Below are 17,571 nucleotides of genomic sequence, written 5' to 3'. Positions count from 1 at the left end.
TTTACTCCCCCTTATACATCGGTTTGCGTTTTTCTTTGAATGCCTGTAATCCTTCTATGCGATCTTTCGTATGGATTACACCTTCATACGCTTGTTTTTCCATTTGTAATCCGGTATGTAAATCAACTTGAATACCATTTGAAATTGCCTCTTTTGCTAATCGAACAGCAATAGGTCCATTACTAGCAATTTTCTCTGCTATTTCAATCGCTTTCTCTTCAAGTAAATTAGCTGGTACAACAAATTCTACTAAACCGTATTCTTTTGCTTCTTGCGCTGAAATACGTCTACCTGTATAAATTAATTCTTTCGCTCTACCAGCACCAATTAATCTCGGTAAGCGCTGTGTACCACCTGCTCCTGGTATAATTGCAAGTGTCGTTTCAGTAAGACCAAGACTTGCAGATTCAGCAGCAATTCTAAAATCACAAGCTAAACTTAATTCCGTACCACCACCAAGTGCAATTCCATTTATAGCAGCAATAACTGGCTGTGGTAATTGTTCAACCATCTTCATAGTAGTACGAATCATACTAACAGCATGGCGAACTTGTTCTTCATTCATACCGGCACGCTCTTTTAAATCTGCACCAGCACAAAATGCTTTTTCACCAGCACCAGTCAAAATAACTACACGTGCGTTTGAATCTTCACTTATTTGAGTTAATATCGTTTGTAATTCATCTAATAATGCCAAAGATAATGAGTTTGCTTGTCTTGCACGATTTAACGAAATCTTTACTACGTGAGGTGTTACATAATCAACGGAAATGTTTTGTAATTGTAGCATCTACTCACCTACTTATCGTTTTATGTTGAAGCGCTCTATACACATGACTCGGTAATTGGATATTCAACTTACTTTGAATAAATTGACTAGCTCTCAATAACTTTTCTTCGTCTATATTCGTTTGGACTCCTAATTTATGGAGCATATGTACTAGGTCATCAGTGGCAACATTACCTGATGCTCCTGGTGCATAAGGGCAGCCCCCGAGTCCACCACAAGAACTATCAAACGTTGTAATACCGTATTCTAATGATTTAACTACATTCGCTAGAGCCATTCCATACGTATTATGAAAATGCATTGCAAACTGCGAAGCATCATACTTCTTTAATAGGTGTTCTAATACTTGTTCTACTTGTAATGGATTCGCTACACCGATTGTATCCCCAAGAGAAACTTCATAAATGCCGTATGAAAATAGTTGATTACATAATTCGTCAACTGCTGCGAGACTTATATCCCCTTCATAAGGACATCCAAATACAGTAGAAACATAGCCTCTTACCTTTTTCCCTTCGAATAATGCCTGTTTTGTTATATCTTTAATTACAACTAATGCTTCTTTAATCGATTTATTAATATTACTTTTATTATGAGATTCACTTGCTGATAAAAAAACATTCACCTCATCTACATTTTGCAAAAAAGCTCGTTCCAAACCATTTTGATTCGGAACAAGCGCAGCATATGTAACATTTGGATCCCTTTTCAGCTCAGAAAATACATCATTTGCATCCGCTAATGCAGGGACCCATTTTGGGTGAACGAATGAGGAAACTTCAACATACGACAATCCTGCTTCTGTAAGTAGTTGAATCCATTTTACTTTATCTTTTGTGCCAACAATCTTTTTTTCATTTTGTAAGCCATCACGTGGCCCGACTTCTTTAATGACAGCAAAATTAGGTAGTTTCAATTCGCTTCCCCCTATATCTCCCTATTCAATTTCTAATAATACATCTCCTTCATTTACAAAATCGCCTTCTTGCACATTAATTTTCATAACCGTGCCAGCTTCTTCTGAAATGATTGGAATTTCCATTTTCATAGATTCCAAAATGACGACATCCTGCTCTTCCTCTACTGTATCTCCTACTCCTACAACAATCTTCCAAACGTTTCCTGCCATCGATGCGTATACTTTCGTCATCATTTTTTCCCCCTTAATATTGTTAAATCTTATTTTTTAACGAGTTGTTTCGTTACAAAGCCTGTTGTATAAATACCCTCTTTGAACACTTCGTCTTCCAAAACTTGCAGTAGCATTGGTGTGTTCGTTTTAATACCTTCTACTTTTAATTCCTCTAGAGCATCATGTAATTTTGAAATTGCTTCTTCACGAGTCTCGCCATGTGCAATGACTTTCGCAATCATTGGATCATAGAAAGGTGTAATCGTTACATGATTTTCTAAGAAGTGATCAATCCGTACATTTGACGGTAATGTTAAATCTGTAATTTTCCCAGGTGACGGGAAGAATGTTTTCGGATCCTCTGCATAAATACGAGCTTCAATGGCATGACCACTACGTTTTACATCATCCTGAGTAAATGATAGTTTCTCTCCACTTGCAATCAGAAGTTGTTGTTCTACAAGGTCTAATCCCGTAATTTCTTCTGTCACTGGATGCTCTACTTGTAATCTCGTATTCATCTCTAAGAAATAGAAGTTCTTCTGATCATCTACAAGAAACTCAACTGTACCTGCATTTGTATAACCAAGTGCTTTGGCAGCTTGTACAGCAACTTCTCCCATCGCCTTTCGTGTACCTTCATCTAAAAATGGTGAAGGTGCTTCTTCGATTACTTTTTGATTTCGGCGCTGTACCGAACATTCACGCTCCCATAAATACACTGTGTTACCATGTGTATCTGCTAAAAGCTGAATTTCAATATGATGCGCGTCTGCTATATATCGCTCTAAATACATTTCTCCGTTACCGAAGAAGTTTTGCGCTCTCGTTTTATTACTTTCAAACGCTTTGGTGAGCGTTTGCTCAGTTTCCATCAACTGCATACCAATGCCTCCGCCGCCTGCGGATGCCTTAAGCATTAATGGATAACCAATTTGTTTTGCAATTTCAATTGCTTCTTCAGCAGTTTCAATATTTGTAGTAATACCTGGGACTACTGGGACATCTGCTGCTTGCATTGCGATACGTGATTCGATTTTACTTCCCATCTTCGTAATGATTTCTTCTGAAGGACCGATAAATACGATTCCTTCTTCTTTGCAGCGAACCGGAAAAGACGGATTCTCTGATAATAAACCATAACCCGGATGAATTGCTTCTGCATTTGTCTTCTTAGCTATTTCAATAATTTTTTCAAGGTTTAAATAGCTTTCTTGGACACGCGGTCCACCTACTAAGTAAGCTTCATTTGCCATTTTCACATGAAGGGCATTTTCATCTGCTTCAGAATAAATAGCAACAGTGCGAATGCCAAGTTTTTGACAAGTTTTCATAATACGAACAGCGATTTCCCCGCGATTCGCAATTAATATTTTTTGAAACATAGTGATTCCTCCCTTTTATCTACATCCTAAATGTCTAGCAATTACGAGACGTTGAATTTCAGAAGTTCCTTCACCAATTTCTAATAGTTTCGCATCACGAATATGTCGTTCAACTTCATATTCACGCATATAGCCATATCCACCATGAATCTGTACTGCTTGATTTGCAATACGGCTTGCCGCTTCCGATGCAAATAGTTTTGCCATTGCCGCTTCTTTACCGAAAGGTTTATCGTTATCTTTTAACCAAGCTGCTTTATGTACTAAATTGCGTGCTAGCTCTACTTCAGTCGCCATATCAGCTAATTTAAATTGAATCGCTTGGAAATTAGAGATTGACTTTCCAAATTGTTGACGTTCTTTCGCATATTGCAATGCACGTTCAAAGGCTGATTGCGCAATACCAACTGCCAATGCTGCGATTGAAATACGTCCTCCATCAAGTGTATATAAAAATTGTTTAAAACCTTTATTTACATCACCAAGAATATTTTCTTTCGGTACACGAACACCATCAAGTACGATTTCACAAGTATTAGAAGCGCGAACGCCCATTTTATCGTAAGGACTAGAAATCGTTAATCCTTCACTAGTAGTAGGTACGATAAATGCTGAAATGCGTTTTCTACCATTCTCTTCAACACCGTTGACAGCGGTTACAATAATGGTATTTGCATACTCTGCGTTTGTAATCCAACACTTCTCACCACTGATTACATACTCATCGCCATCTAGTACCGCTTTCGTTTGAGTACCACCTGCATCTGATCCAGCATTCGGCTCCGTTAATCCGAAGGCACCTAATGTTTTACCTGACGCCATTGGAACTAAATACTTTTGTTTTTGTTCTTCTGTACCGAAATAATAAATTGGAGAAGCACCTAATGAAATTGTTGCAGCATAGCTTAAACCAGTGCCACCACAAGCGCGACCAATTTCTTCAACTGCTAACGCATACGATACAGTATCGCCACCTGAACCTCCATACTCTTCTGGGAATGGGATGCCTAATAATCCTAGTTCGCCCATTTTTTGAAATGTTTCATATGGAAACTCTGCAGTTTTGTCATAATATACAGCTTTCGGTGCGATTTCCTTTTCAGCAAAGTCACGTACCATTTCTTTAATCATTTGTTTTTCGCGAGTTAGAGTAAATTCCATTCCGCTACACACCCCTTATCGAATATTGAGTTTCGACAGCGTGCGAGTTTCTACTACAAACATAACAACTTAAAAGACAAGAATATTAGTTAGACAATTGCTACAATTCTGTCATAACTTAATTTTAAAACAGATTCTGTACTAATGCACAAAAAAATTCCTACATTGTTCTACAACAACATAGGAGTTTTCTTGTCGAAATATGTAATTTATTGTTTAATAATCTCTACCTTTACCCGAATCTGAAATCTCTACTAAAGCTTCAGGGTATGGTTCGAAATATGTTTGTCGTAATAAATACTTTTCATCAAATCGAAGAGCCCATGATTTTAAAATTGCAAGTATACTACTAAGCGGGCTTTTCTTTTCTTTATATTTTTGTATCAGATCTAAAAAATGATCTTTTTCTTGTTTTTTCAATTTTGTTTTAAAATATCCAAAAATATGTTCACATACATTTACATTCGATGTATAGCGGGGTGTACGCATAAATAATTCATATAAAGTCTTCTCATAGTTTTCAAATACAACTTCAATCTTTTCATTTTTGTGATTTGCAATTATACGCCCTAATTCCTTTTGTTTCACTTGATTATATGCCATAAATAAATATTTATTGTCCGACTGAAACGATACAAGGTCTTTCATATTTTTATTATGTTTAATCATTTTGTAATATGCGATTGTAAATAGTCTTGTAAAGAAATGCTCTCTAATAATAAAATTCGACAATCTGCCTTCCTCTTCAATAGGAAGATGCGAAAAATTTTTTACTACTGCTCCGCCAAATAAGCCCGATCCTTTTCCCTTTGCTGGCGCTTTTTCAAAACCAGAATAAATTTTCACATCACGCGTACCACAACTTGGCGAACGATTCTTTAAAATAAAACCATCCACATCAGGTATCGTTTGTAAAAAGTCATTTGAAAACTGCTCCATTTTTTCAGTTACATCTTCTCGTGTCGACGGTTGCACAAGTCTGTTCTCACCATTTTCTTCTACAATTCGTATCGTTTCACGAGGAGTTCCCAATCCAATCTCCACTTCTGGACAAACAGGTATAAATGTAACAAATGGCTGCAAATTTCGTATTGTTACATCTGGAATCATCTCTCCATTATAACGACAAGCATCAAATTCTAAACATTTACTCACAACAATTGTTGGTTTTGCAAATTGTCGCATTTCATTACCTCCTTTGTACTAGTCCGTACTATATAAATTGTACTAAGTTTAGTATCGTAATCAAAGTTTGTTTTATTTAATATTTTAATGCACATATTCAATGCCATTTTAACAGTTATTTAGCTCTACGACGTAAAGATGTTCGCTTTAAAATCATGGTTTGATACTATCACAAATGAATAATGCACAAAAGAGTTGGAGAATGTAATACGTAAGAAAGGAGGGGAAATTTATGAAGAAAAAATTATCATCTATTTTAAGTGTTTTAGCACTATCTATTATGTTTTTAGGTACATCTGCCCAAGCTGAATACGATGGAAATCATATGAATAGAGTTAATAACACTGATATTTCAACTCGAGTTAATGACAATAATTTAGACAGAGTTAATAATGATGTGAGAACTCGAAATGTAAATACGACAAATGATTTAAATGATAATCGTGATAGAAATAATAATTGGGCTTGGCTCGGTTTATTAGGACTAGCAGGATTATTAGGTCTTAGAAGAAGAGACAAAGAAGTACGTTAATCTAGAATGTTTTTCGTAAACAAGTACTTATTTATCAAAAATATAACAAATATAAATCGCCTTTTTAAAGGCGATTTATTATTTTGCTTAAATGTAACATATGTAATTCATACTTCGACGATTAATTTCGTGGCGTTAATCCGTACAGTATAAATTGAATCGTATTTTCAATTTCCAAATCATCATCCCATTTTTCTTCAGGTAATAATAAAAATCTTGTTAATAATAAACCTAATACAGCTGATAAAGTAAGTCTTAATACTGAAGATGGCGGCATTTCAATAATTTCCCCGTCTTCTTGAAACTTTACAATCAACTTTTTAAAATGTGAAAATAACTCTGTTTCTACTAAATGTTGTATTTCATTTTTTAGTTCTGGCTGAAATGGCACTTCTTGAATTAATATTTTTATCATTGGAAAATGCTTTTTTGCAAATTCAAATCTATTATAAATCACAACTCTTAGAAACCCTTCGTATGATTCATACTCCGATTTAAATATTTCCTTTGCGAAGGTTTGTACGAAAAATGGTGCAGCGAACTTAGTTAAAGTTGGCATGACGACTGCTAACAATAAATCTTTTTTCGTCTTATAGTAGCGGAAGATTGTTCCTTCCGCTACACCAGCACGCTTTGCAATTTCACTTGTTGAAGTTGAAGCGTATCCTTTTTCTCCAAACATATCAACAGCTGCCTCTAATATTCGCATTTGACGTTCATTTCGTTTATCCGTATTAGTTGCAGCTATTAATTCCTCCAGCCAATCCTTCTGCATTTATAAAGCTCCTTTTTGTCATTATTATATTTTGCGATGTTTCTTTAAAGCAAATACATTTCCTACTGCAAATAATATTGAAAAAAGTAATAATACAGTAAGATCTAATGCAATCTCTGTAAACCCTTGATTCCGAATCATCACTTGTCTCATTGCGTCAGCGCCGTATGTGAGTGGAAATGCTTTCCCTAACATTTGGAGCCACTTATTCATAGATTCCATTGGAAACAATCCAGAAAAGAATATTTGTGGCACAATGACAAGCGGTATAAATTGAATCATTTGAAATTCATTATTTGCGTATGCCGATAAAAACGTACCTAATGTTAGTGCAGTTAAAGAGAGCATACATGTAATAAGTAGCGTTAGCCATATGGAGCCAGCTACGTATAAATCTAAAATATAAACGGAAAAGCTTACGATAATAATGGATTGTATAAAGGCAAAGATTCCAAAACCAATAATATAACCTGCGACTATTTCCCATCTTCTTACTGGGGTGGATAATAACCTTTCTAGCGTACCACTTAAACGTTCTCTTACAAAAGATACACCTGATAATATAAATACAAAGAAAAATGTAAAGAAACCAATTAATACAGGACCAAGCCCATCAAACATCGTAAATTCTTTAGAGCCATGTAAATAATTTACTTCAGGTTTCATAATCGATACATCATTCTTCTCTGTGCTTTTTTGCAATACTTGAAGTACAGCACGATTTTTTGACGAATCACTACCTTCCAACAGAAGTTTCATTTTTCCATTCTCTATACGAAATACTGCATCTACCTTTTGTTTTTTTAACTCAGAAATCGCCTTTTCCTTACTGTATTCATAAATTGACGCTTCTTGATTTTTCATCATTTTTACTATTTGAGCGGGCATATCAACAACAGCAATTTGCGGTACATAGTCTTTCTGTGTAAACACTAGTGACAAAAGCCAAAGTAATAACATCGGTGCTCCAAACATCATTGCTAACGAACGCTTATCTCGAAAAAATTGACGAATAATACGTATAATTACACCAGTAACTCTCATGATGGCACCACCTCTTCTAGCAAAAAGACATCTTCAATCCGTCCAGATGACACGCGTTTTTTCAATTCTTCAGTTGTTCCAACCGCAACTAGTTTCCCTTCTCTAATTAACCCTAGACGCTCACAAAATTCAGCTTCATCCATAATGTGCGTCGTTACAATAATCGTTGTGCCTTTCTTTTTAAGATCATAAAATTTTTCCCAAATCGTTTTTCTAAGAAGCGGATCTATCCCCACTGTAGGCTCATCTAAAATTAATATTTCTGGTTCGTGAAGGAGCGCTATTGCTAATGATAAGCGTTTTTTCATTCCACCTGAAAATTGTTGTACTTGCTTTTTCATATACTGTGACAATTGTACAAGTTCAAAAACCTCTGCAATTCTTGTCTTTTTACGTTTTCCCTTTAGTCCATACATCGTTGCTATAAAATCTGCATTTTCATATGCTGACAATTCTTCGTATAATGCATCCGCCTGGGCCATATAACCAATTCTTTTCATTTCATTTAAATTAGGCATATTAGTATTATTAACAAGCACTTCACCTTTCGTTGCCTCATTAATACCTGCAATCATTTTAATGAGCGTTGTTTTCCCCGATCCAGAAGGTCCAACAAAACCAAAAATTTCTGCTTTTTCAACTTGCAATGAAAGATTGTGTAACACTTCTTTTTTTCCAAAACTTTTTGATACAGTCCGTAAAATAATTGAAGGTTGTTGCACGTTTCATCCTCCTTTTTCAATAAAATGAGTGAGTACTCACTTTTATTTTACCCTTGCTTAATTATATGTCAAACTTCATTGCTTAGTATGTATGTTCAATCAACGATATTAAACAATGAAACAGAGTCGACATTAGAATTTCATTTCCTAAAGTCGACTCTGTTTCATTTAAACTATAAATTTCACTTTACGTTTTTAAATTCATATACTTCCGAATTCTAGCAACATCTAAAGAATATTCAATAACTAATTGCTGTAACGGTAAAATAACTGTGTCAGGATATAAATGTGCATATTGTAATGTTTCTGCATATGTTTCTAACCTTTTTTCTAAATACTTTATTATTTGATCAGGATGACTTACTAATAAAGATTTACAATAATAATGTATTTGTTCCTCAATCGCCGTGTATTCTTCAATTTCATATTCTTTATGCATGTGTACACCCCTTTAAGTTTTTTACATGAATTACTTATCACAATTTTCACTCGACAAATTTTAAGTTTTTTGATTATTTACACTATAACAAACAATCAGGGTCAAATTTTGTTACTTTATGTAACGTAGAAAATTTTTAACAAAATTGTAATGTTAACTCCTGCAAAATACATAAAATCTCTTTACTCACTTTTGTATAAAAAAATCGTACAGCTTAATTTAACTGCACGACTACAATCTCTGGCCTATTCAAAATTCTTTGCGGAATGATACTATTTCCTAATCCTCTACTCACTACCATTGATGTATTTTGTTCTACATATAAACCTGCTGTATATTTAGGTAAAACACCTTGATTTGGAGCAACTAATCCACCGATAAATGGCAATCTAACTTGCCCTCCATGAGCATGTCCCGATAAAACCAAATCCAACCTCTCATTCGTATATTCCTTTATAAATTCAGGCCTATGGGATAATAATACATTATATCTATCTGGCTGCATTTCAATTTTTTCTTTTTTAATTTCATCTATTATAATATTTCCTTCATCACGGTTTCCAGTAATAAACTCTGGATCATCAATACCTAGCAAGTTTATTTCTTGCTCACCCTTTCGAATGCCTACATGTTCATTTCTTAAAACATTGACACCATATTTCTTCAACTCTTTTTCTAAACTGTTATACTTTCCAGACCATTGTTCATGGTTTCCTGTCACAAAATATACAGGATACTTCTTTACCATTTCTTGTATTAATTGCATACTCACTTCTGCATCGTATGATTTACTGTCAATTAAATCACCCGTAATCGCAATAATATCTGGGTCTATACTTTTTATTTTTTGAATTAACACATCTTGATTATCGCCAAATTTTTTATTGTGTAAGTCTGAAATTTGTAGAATTTTATACCCTTTAAAAGAGGATGGTATTTTACTAGAGGTTGTTTTAACCTCAGTTATACTTATTAAATTGTTCTGTAAATATAAAAAGATTGTAAAACCTACTAATATACAAATAATCATTACAATTCTATTAATTTTCTTTTTCATATTTTCTCCTTTACATTCTCATCAAACACTTCTATATGCTAACTGAATTATATTATACTTTCTTGAAATTTATTTAAATTAATAAAATAATGCAGTACATGAAATTTCGTATGAGATATGTCATATATATTCGTTATATTTTTACTTTTACCTTTTTAATAATAAGAATACAAAAACGACTCTTATCACAAGAAAAGAGTCGTTTTCTAACTTTATACTTTTAATACTTTCATGTTAAAAATGCGAAAACTAAAATACTATTACCTAAGAGCCTTAACTATAACTTTAGTTGCCTCTGCAATGAGTTGATTATCATAGGTTGCCTCTTTCTCATCTTTACTAGATAAAATTACGATGATAATTGGTTCTCTATTTGGAGGCCAAACGACAGCAATATCATTTCTTGTCCCGTAACTACCAGCACCTGATTTATCTCCAACTACCCAGTCAGTTGGTACGCCTGCACGAATAAGTTTGTCCCCTGTAGCATTTCCTTTCATCCACTCTTTAAGAATTTTACGTTTTTCAGCTGGAAGTGCATTTCCGACCGTAAAAGCTTTAAGATTCGTAGCAATAGCTTTCGCTGTACTAGTGTCACGAATGTCTCCTGGAATAGCTTCGTTTAATTCTGTTTCAAAGCGATCAGACATAGTAATCCGATCCCCCATATGCCTAAGCGCTTTTTCATATCCTTTCGGTCCGCCTATTTTATTAAATAAAATGTTCCCTGCAGTATTATCACTTGAACGAACAGCAGCCTCAGCAATTTCTCCTAGTTTCATTCCAGTATCTACATATTTCTCTGTAACAGGTGAATAATCCACTAAGTCTTCTTTCGTATATGTGATTACTTCATTTAATGAATCAATTGAGTTTTGCTGTAGTAATACTCCCGCGGCTAAAGCCTTGTAAGTTGATGCGAAGGCAAATCTTTCGTTAGGTCGATAAGAGATTGTTTGATTTGTACCAGTATCAATCGCATATACACCTAATCGAGCATCAAATTTTTTCTCAAGTTGAGAGAACTCTTTATGCGTTGCCTGATTTTTATGTTTCACTTGTCCAGTCTTTTCTTTCGCTTCAACTTGCAGTGACTCTCCTGTAAAAGCTTCTAGGCTTGTAATACTTAAACCTAATATACCAACGCATATTCCTATTTTTAGCATCCTCTTATTTTTCAAAATCATCATTCCTTCCAAATTTTTAGCACCTTTTTATACGTACACATAATAGACAATCACCGAACCAAATTTGTTCCATAAACTGAAAAAATTTATAGCTAGTATGAGAATTATTAACAAAATAAGAGATAGTAGCTATGATCGCCACTATCTCTTATTTCACATTTCATTTTTTTACTTATAAATAGCTTTATATAAACAGGTTCTCTTCCCTGAGAAAAGTATTCTAATTTTGCTTGGAACCACCTGTACTAGTAGATTCACCATGTATACGTTGCTGTTTCAAATCAAAGTATACATCTAATACTTCCTTTCCAATTATAGAATTAATTCCATTTTTATCATCATGAAGCCATGGAACTACTACGGAAAATGCTACTTCTGGATTATCATATGGAGCATATCCAACTAACGTTAAGTTATAACATTCCATACGTTCTCCTTTTGCATTTCTACCAATCGGGTCATCTCCACCATATACAGTTTGGGCTGTTCCTGTCTTTCCTGCTGGTTTATATGGCGCGTTTTTGAAATATTTCACGCCAGTTCCATCACCTTCTTGGAATACCCATCTAAACCCTTCTTTTATACGATCAATATGTTCTTTCTTCATATCAATTCGATTTAATACGACAGGCTCTATGGAACGTATAACTTTGCCAACCTCTTCTTTTATTGATTGTTCTCGTATTTCTTGTACAATTTGAGGTTGCATTCTATAACCACCATTCGCAATCGTTGAAATATATTGCGCTAATTGCAACGGCGTATACGTATCATACTGACCGATAGAAAAATCTAGTAAAAAACCAGGTTGACTATCTACTTTTCTCGTTTGTCCAATTATTTCATTCGGTAAATCAATACCTGTTGGGACACCTAAACCAAATTGCTTGAAATAATAGCGCATCGTATCAAATGCTCCTTGTTTAATATCCAATGAGCCATTTGGTACGTAATTGACTCCCGCAATTTTTAAAGCTGTCTGGAACATGTATACATTCGAAGATACTTGTAAAGCCCGTAAATCATTAATATTACCAAATCCGGATACATTCCACGATTTCTTAGCTTGTGTACCTTTAAATTTCATCGGCGCGTCATAAAATTGATCTCCTGGATGTATTGCCCCTGTCTCATATCCAGTTAATAAAGTAGCACCTTTTACAGCTGACCCTAGCTCATACGAAGTTGTCATGTTACCTAATGCCAAATCCTCAACCTCTATTCTTCCTTCTTTTTCTACAATCTTTTTGCCTGCCATTGATAAAATTTGTCCGTTATTTGGATTCGTCATGACAACAAAAGCTCGATCGAGCAGTGGCTCTGAACTCTTAAAAGCTCTCAAGTTTTTCTCTATACTTTCTTCCACTTTCTTTTGTAATTCCATATCAATCGTTAATGTTAAACTATTACCACTTTTTCCTTTAGAGATTATTTCTGTGCTAACAATGTTTCCTGATTTATCAGTAATATTTTTCACTTCTTCTTTTGTGCCGTGTAATACATCTTCATATCGTTGTTCAATATAACTTTTTCCAACACGATCATTACGGTTATATCCACGTACTAAATAAGAATCTAAATTTTCTTTCGGTAATCCTTCTTCACTACTCGTAATATTTCCTAATACAGAACGAAATAAATTACCGTTTACATAATTACGTTCCCAATCAACAGTTGCATCTACTCCTGGAAGATTCGCAAGATTTTCGCTTATCCGCGCATACTCTTCATCTGTTACATCTTTTTTAATGATTTGTGGTGTTAGTTGATAACCTGAACTCATTTTACTTTTAATAGCTAACACCTTTAAATCTTGTGCTGTTAATTCTGCTAATTCTACCTCTGTAACACGACCTCTTCTTAAGTCTTCTATTTTTTTATCTAACTCTTTTCCCTCTATACCCTTTTCTTTAAACTTTTCTATATCTTTTTTAGTAATCTTTGTCTCCGCACGTTTCGAATTCAACTGCATCCAAAAATCTTTTTTATCGATATCTGTTAATTTATTTATATCTTGTTCAGGCATTTCAAGTACTTTCGCCAAGTCTTTTGCTGTTTTTAAAATATCTTCACTCGTAATTCCCTTCACCCTTGTATACGTAATTGTGCGAAGAGATTTATTATTAACAACTGTTTTCCCTTCTCGATCTAAAATTTGTCCACGTGGAACTGGAATACTAGTTATTGCATTTTGACTACTTTCCACTTGGTTCTTATAAGCCTCTCCCTCAACGATTTGTACCTTTCCTAGCTGCATAATAATAGCTGAGAATAGTACAAATATGCAAAGGAACATTATATTTAATCGAATAGATATATATGTCTTCTGCTTCTTGCCTTTTTGTCCTTTCATAAATCCTCCATTTAATCCTTTCAGGAATTGCTACAAATACTAAAAACATCCCTTATATATTAGATACCGATAATCGGTTATAAATATCGCCTCAATCTTTTGCTTATTCCTTGTAAGCATCTATTCCTTTTCGTTTAGCTATGGAATTAGTAACTCTCCCTTCTTGTTTTCTCTCTATTTTTTGCCGCTTGCATTAGAAGTGCTAAACTGTATAATAACTCTTATTAAACTTACATATAGACTTGCTAGTAAATTTTCATGCTAATTATTCCTTTCTTCATGCTGTAATACTTAATAGACAACCTAAACAATAAAGTTGTTCCACATTTACAAAAAAAATAATTAAATATAAGATGAAATAGGCTACATAAGGGAGGGTTATATGTTACATACAAGAAGATGGAGATTTTTTGCGGTTCTTTCTATTGTAGGTTTGATTTTACTAATTTTATTAAAAATCAACTTCATTTCAATTACTATCGCAACTTCTTCAGCTGAAAGAGGAAAGATTTTTGATAAAAATGGTGTAATGCTAGCTACAAATAAGAAAGTTAAGTCTCTATATTGCACTTCTAATGATGAAAAGCTATCGAAACAAGATACATCAAACACATTAGCTTTTTTCAACCAATTTTCAAGCGAGTTTCAACATGATATTTCTACAGAGAACATAAAATCTCAATTACAACAATCTTGTAAAAAGAAGACTATGAATGATATACCGTTATACTCTGATGTAAATGAGAATGAACTTGCATTCATAAACAAAAACAAACCCAATAATGTAATAATTAAAGATGAATGGATTCGATATTACCCTAAACACGAAATTGGTTCACAAGTAATTGGGTATGTAGAAAATGACCTTAAGTCCAAGCATATGGCTGTTGGAAAAAGCGGGATTGAGCTGCAATATGAAAATGATTTAAAAGGAAAACCAGGCAAAACTCTTATTTTTAAATTGAATAATAAAAAGTTCTTATGGAACATTCAAAAAGTACAAAAAGGAAAAGATGTGCGGCTAGCTTTAGACTCTGAGTTGCAGCAAAAGGCAGAAGAAGCATTAAAATCTCAAATTAAGAAAACACCTGATGCTAAAGCTGGTTATGCTATAGTGAGCGATGCAAAAACTGGCGCAATTTTAACTATGGCCAACTCGGTAGTTTTTGATCCAAATATATTAAATACACATGTATCTTCTAGAAAAGAAAACATTAAATCTCTTTCGCAAAATAAAGCAATTCAAAAATTAAAGTATGGTGAATCTTATGTAAATATGGCTTCTACTATAAAACCACTCACTATTTTAATTGGATTAAATGAAAAGCTTTTCCAACCAGAAGATACTTATTTAGATAAAGGTACTTTTCAGTATGATAATCAAAATAACATTACGAATGCGCCAGGAACACCAACAGGGGAGATTACACCGAGGCAGGCTATCATTAATTCATCTAACACATTTATGACAGCAAAAGTAGCTCTCCCCTTATTCAACCAAAATAATGGAAATATAGAAAAAGTGGCACATATATGGACAGATTATTTAATGCAATTCGGCCTACGTTCTAAAACTGGGATTGATTTACCCTTTGAAGAAGACGGACAATATGAATTCCATCCATCTAATAAATTTGAAAATGGGATTTCAGCTTTATTAAATGCCTCTTGGGGAGGAAATGAAGTGCATACTCCTCTTCAACTCGCTCAATATGCAGCAACTTTGGCAAGTAAAGGCGACAAATATAAACCTCAAATCGTAAGTGCGATTATTGGTCAAGATGGTAAGGAAACCAAAAAGTTTAAACCCATTTTAGAAAGTTCAAATCGTTACCCGATGAACTTTTGGAGTGTCGTGCAAGGTGGGATGAGTCAAAATATAGAGGAAATTAAAAAGTTGCCCTTTGACGTCGCAGGTAAAACAGGTATTACAGGTTTTCCAAATGAGCAAGCAAGAATGATAAATCACTCTCTTTTCATTGCGTATGCTCCTACGGAAGATCCACAAATTGCCGTTTCTGTCGTTATCCCTGGTAGTAATTCAGAAAAAAACATTGCCGCTCTCGTTACATCAGAAATTTTAGAGTACTGGAATACTCTTCAAAAAGAAAATAAAAATAAAGAGGAAGGTTCATTTAAGTGAACCTTCCTCTTTTACCATATAGAATTTATATTTATTATTTTCCATATACCTTCATTATTCTTTTCAAACATAAATGAATATTTAATATCAGTTAAAACATACTCTTTCTGTACATATCCAGTATTACCGTTAATTGTCGATATTTTTATATATCCATCATTCTGCACTTTTTCTGGAATCCAAGCTTTTACCATTTCATTAGATACTTCATATAAAACTTGTGATTCTCGCTTTGGTTCAGCTAAAATTTTCGTTTTATTTCCAGTAACAGTTGCATATATAAAATGCGCTTGGTTTGGTTGGTTACTTTCTGTCAATCCACTTGGTACTTTATATACTTGCTTTGTATCTTTTGCAAACTCTCCTCCCATTGTAAGGGCGACTTGCAACTCATGAAAAATATCTTCATCAAACTTCAGTTCATCCTTCTTATAACTCTTCCCTTTAAATAGAACTTCATCATTTAACGCTTTGTACAGGTCATTTTCATTTTTTGAGTTCGTACTTTGATATAGTTCATTCATAAATTGTTTTAATGATGGATCTTGAGCAGACTCATCTTTTGTTTTAGGCTTAATTTGAGTACTACTTTGTACCGGTGATTTATTATCATCAAGCCAAGGTTGTTGAACAATGAAAAATAACATTGTACAAACCAACACAACTACAATAGGTAATGCTTTTTTACGAAATGGTCTTTTATGTTTTACAAAATCCACTTCATTATTTTCATATATAGACTGCTTTATTTTAGAAATAAATTCTTCTTCATCTTTACGATTCTCCATTGGCCCTTTTTTTATTTTTCTATACCAGTCAGGATTTTGTTTATTGTTCATCACTACTACCCTCCCCTATTAATTTTGAAACCTTACTTCTCGCTCTACTTAATCTCGATTTTACAGTTCCAATGGATACTCCTAATGTTTCAGCCATTTCTTCATAAGATAATTCATATTTTGCGTCCAATATAATTATTTCACGGTGCTTTTTAGGTAGTTCTAATACAACCTTCCACACATCATTCATTTCTTCTTGCTTAAAAAATTCTTGTTCTGCTGACAGGGATTGCTTATCGTCACTAAAAAATCCTATTAAAGATATCCTTTTAAAATAAGAGGATTTCAAATAGTTTATTGCCGTATTTCTTGTGATTTTTAATATCCACGTTTTAATAGATGACTCCTTTCGAAATGAATTCCAATTTTTAAACACCTTTATAAATACATCTTGCGTGATATCATCTGATAAGTGTGGATCTTTCGTAATAATAAATGAATAATTCCATACATCTTGCCAATAGTCTTTTATAACATAGTCCAGCTCATCATGATTACACTTTTCAATAAACGTCTGTTCCATTTCCACACCTCAAACTTATTTGAATAAACATAAAAACTGCCCTCACTTTTATTATGGTTTCAATATATAGACAAGATACAAGTTTCATTTGTTCCATTGTTTATCTTTTTTCAAGCAGAATAATACTACTAAAAAACAAGTAAAGCATACAATGATAAAATTCTACTCATGAAAATCTGTTTTTTGAATTTAACGTAACACTCCACTTGTCCATTTCAATTTGCTATCTCCTTCTATTTGCCATTAACAATGTCAACTTTTCTAGAATCACAGCAAAAAAGCATTCTTTCTAATCGAGAATGCT

Annotated in this window: 17 protein-coding genes; 2 read left to right on the top strand and 15 right to left on the bottom strand. The window is 33.7% G+C overall.

What is annotated here, in order from left to right; all coding sequences use genetic code 11:
• Position 1: 1 nt before the first annotated feature.
• From MHB52_RS13065 to MHB52_RS13040, 6 genes are all read right to left on the bottom strand, one after another.
• The gene (locus tag MHB52_RS13065; RefSeq protein WP_000939795.1) at positions 2-790 is read right to left on the bottom strand and encodes an enoyl-CoA hydratase; all 789 of its coding nucleotides are present in this window, start codon (positions 788-790) and stop codon (positions 2-4) included.
• A gap of 4 nt (positions 791-794) precedes the next feature.
• Positions 795-1,706: a hydroxymethylglutaryl-CoA lyase gene (mvaB, locus tag MHB52_RS13060; RefSeq protein ID WP_061662949.1), complete on the bottom strand. Its 912-nt coding sequence runs from the start codon at positions 1,704-1,706 to the stop codon at positions 795-797.
• A 21-nt stretch (positions 1,707-1,727) separates the two neighbouring features.
• A complete protein-coding gene (locus tag MHB52_RS13055; RefSeq protein WP_001987345.1) occupies positions 1,728-1,943 on the bottom strand; it encodes an acetyl-CoA carboxylase biotin carboxyl carrier protein subunit in 216 nt (71 codons plus the stop codon).
• A gap of 26 nt (positions 1,944-1,969) precedes the next feature.
• A complete protein-coding gene (locus MHB52_RS13050) occupies positions 1,970-3,307 on the bottom strand; it encodes an acetyl-CoA carboxylase biotin carboxylase subunit (RefSeq protein ID WP_000486742.1) in 1,338 nt (445 codons plus the stop codon).
• Positions 3,308-3,322: 15 nt separating this feature from the next.
• On the bottom strand, positions 3,323-4,468 hold the full coding sequence (locus MHB52_RS13045) for an acyl-CoA dehydrogenase (protein WP_000397282.1): 1,146 nt from the start codon (positions 4,466-4,468) through the stop codon (positions 3,323-3,325).
• Between the two features lie 216 nt (positions 4,469-4,684).
• The gene (locus MHB52_RS13040; protein ID WP_061662947.1) at positions 4,685-5,653 is read right to left on the bottom strand and encodes a YbgA family protein; all 969 of its coding nucleotides are present in this window, start codon (positions 5,651-5,653) and stop codon (positions 4,685-4,687) included.
• A 232-nt stretch (positions 5,654-5,885) separates the two neighbouring features.
• On the opposite strand from MHB52_RS13040, the gene MHB52_RS13035 reads away from it, so the two are divergent.
• Positions 5,886-6,185: a WGxxGxxG family protein gene (locus MHB52_RS13035; RefSeq protein ID WP_000728148.1), complete on the top strand. Its 300-nt coding sequence runs from the start codon at positions 5,886-5,888 to the stop codon at positions 6,183-6,185.
• Positions 6,186-6,306: 121 nt separating this feature from the next.
• On the opposite strand, the gene MHB52_RS13030 is transcribed toward MHB52_RS13035, so the two are convergent.
• The 7 genes from MHB52_RS13030 to MHB52_RS13000 all read right to left on the bottom strand — a co-directional run bounded on the left by MHB52_RS13030 (position 6,307) and on the right by MHB52_RS13000 (position 13,762).
• Complete coding sequence (locus MHB52_RS13030) at positions 6,307-6,960, bottom strand: TetR/AcrR family transcriptional regulator (RefSeq protein ID WP_001168186.1); 654 nt, start codon at positions 6,958-6,960, stop codon at positions 6,307-6,309.
• 24 nt (positions 6,961-6,984) lie between these two features.
• Positions 6,985-8,004 carry an ABC transporter permease gene (locus MHB52_RS13025; RefSeq protein ID WP_061662946.1) on the bottom strand — a complete coding sequence of 340 codons (1,020 nt, stop codon included), beginning with the start codon at positions 8,002-8,004 and terminating at the stop codon, positions 6,985-6,987.
• Positions 8,001-8,726: an ABC transporter ATP-binding protein gene (locus MHB52_RS13020; protein ID WP_001187071.1), complete on the bottom strand. Its 726-nt coding sequence runs from the start codon at positions 8,724-8,726 to the stop codon at positions 8,001-8,003. Before MHB52_RS13020 ends, MHB52_RS13025 begins: the two co-directional genes overlap by 4 nt.
• 187 nt (positions 8,727-8,913) lie before the next feature.
• Positions 8,914-9,165, bottom strand: coding sequence for a hypothetical protein (locus tag MHB52_RS13015; protein WP_016117950.1), 252 nt, complete (start codon positions 9,163-9,165; stop codon positions 8,914-8,916).
• 214 nt (positions 9,166-9,379) lie between these two features.
• Positions 9,380-10,222, bottom strand: a complete 843-nt coding sequence (locus tag MHB52_RS13010; RefSeq protein WP_061662944.1) for a metallophosphoesterase — start codon at positions 10,220-10,222, stop codon at positions 9,380-9,382.
• Between the two features lie 260 nt (positions 10,223-10,482).
• Positions 10,483-11,409, bottom strand: coding sequence for a class A beta-lactamase Bla1 (gene bla, locus MHB52_RS13005; RefSeq protein ID WP_061663162.1), 927 nt, complete (start codon positions 11,407-11,409; stop codon positions 10,483-10,485).
• A 220-nt stretch (positions 11,410-11,629) separates the two neighbouring features.
• Complete coding sequence (locus MHB52_RS13000; RefSeq protein WP_061663161.1) at positions 11,630-13,762, bottom strand: peptidoglycan D,D-transpeptidase FtsI family protein; 2,133 nt, start codon at positions 13,760-13,762, stop codon at positions 11,630-11,632.
• Positions 13,763-14,144: 382 nt separating this feature from the next.
• Between MHB52_RS13000 and MHB52_RS12995 the strand changes: the two genes are divergently transcribed.
• A complete protein-coding gene (locus tag MHB52_RS12995; protein ID WP_061663160.1) occupies positions 14,145-15,905 on the top strand; it encodes a peptidoglycan D,D-transpeptidase FtsI family protein in 1,761 nt (586 codons plus the stop codon).
• An 11-nt stretch (positions 15,906-15,916) separates the two neighbouring features.
• Here the strand turns inward: MHB52_RS12995 and MHB52_RS12990 are convergent, their stop codons facing one another.
• Positions 15,917-16,744 (bottom strand): SH3 domain-containing protein, encoded by an 828-nt coding sequence (locus MHB52_RS12990; RefSeq protein ID WP_061663159.1) that lies wholly within the window; start codon positions 16,742-16,744, stop codon positions 15,917-15,919.
• A complete protein-coding gene (locus tag MHB52_RS12985; RefSeq protein ID WP_000438327.1) occupies positions 16,734-17,267 on the bottom strand; it encodes an RNA polymerase sigma factor in 534 nt (177 codons plus the stop codon). Before MHB52_RS12985 ends, MHB52_RS12990 begins: the two co-directional genes overlap by 11 nt.
• Positions 17,268-17,571 lie beyond the last annotated feature (304 nt).

Origin of the sequence: Bacillus sp. FSL K6-0073, from assembly GCF_038006085.1 — a bacterium.
Classification (GTDB): domain Bacteria; phylum Bacillota; class Bacilli; order Bacillales; family Bacillaceae_G; genus Bacillus_A; species Bacillus_A cereus.
This window is presented reverse-complemented; position numbering and strand designations above follow the sequence as displayed.